Source organism: Acidiplasma aeolicum, from assembly GCF_001402945.1.
Taxonomy (GTDB): domain Archaea; phylum Thermoplasmatota; class Thermoplasmata; order Thermoplasmatales; family Thermoplasmataceae; genus Acidiplasma; species Acidiplasma aeolicum.
This window is the reverse complement of sequence record NZ_LKBG01000159.1, coordinates 1-1,014: the sequence shown is the minus strand read 5'-3', so window position 1 is coordinate 1,014 and position 1,014 is coordinate 1. Positions and strand designations below refer to the sequence as shown.

Sequence of the window (1,014 nt, the reverse complement as noted above, 5' to 3'; positions counted from 1 at the left end):
TTTCTAATTATACGTTTTTATCATCAAAATATATATACTTTATTACAAAACTTTAATTCATATAAAGTAATTATAAATTTATGAAAACCTATGCTCATGCAACAATTTCATCTACAGGTGCATGGATGGGAAATATATATGATCTAACCCTGTTAACATATATTTATACAGAGCTGGAGAGATATTTCCATATAGATCTGCTTATGGTGTCACTGCTGTTCGCACTGGGATTAATAGGCAGATTCTTCGGCGGCATAATATTTGGCAGTCTAAATGATACAATGGGCAGCAAACCAGTAATGATTATAGGTACGGCCGGATATGCCATTTTTGCCGGAATAATGGCATTTTCCCCCACAGTGCTTATACTGTTTACCGCAAGATTTATTCAGGGGGTGTTCATGGGCGGTGAGTGGACTGCCGGTACGGTCATGAGCTATGAATTTGCCCCTCAAAATCTTAAAGGAACAATAGTTGGAATAGTGCAGAGTGGATACGGCATTGGCTACGCACTTACAGGCCTTGCCTATGTTTTATTCCTTCCAGTAATGGCAGCTGACTGGAGATTTTTCCTGCTGACAGGTATAATACCATTAATAATCGCCCCGTATACAATGTTTAAAATCCCCTCAGATAAAAGGCAGGGGGTGGTAAAGGAAAGGGCATCACTAAAGGGTTACATGAAGCCATTTATAAAATCATCCATTATGATGTCCGGATTTTTTGCAGCATATTTCTCGGTGTTTTCATTTTATCCAACAATTGCACCATCATTCGGTGTAAGCCATTCCATGGTGGGAATCATGATGATTGTGACAAGCCTGGTGCTGGCCATGTCATTTGTTCTTTTTGGCAGGCTATCGCTTAAGACTAGAAAAAAATACTTAATAATCGCAGGTTCAGCAGTATCGATGGTATCAGCATGGTTCGCCATTCCATTTTCATCCTCCCTGGATATGCTGTCGGTACCTGCATTGATAGCCTTTACAGTGGGTGTGGGATCAATGCCTGTTG

General features: G+C 40.0%; 1 protein-coding gene. It reads left to right on the top strand.

Going from position 1 to position 1,014, the window contains the following annotated elements; genetic code table 11:
• Positions 1–80 precede the first annotated feature (80 nt).
• Positions 81–1,014, top strand: a 934-nt coding sequence (locus AOG54_RS03970; RefSeq protein WP_055032455.1) for an MFS transporter, incomplete at its 3' end; no start/stop codon positions are given.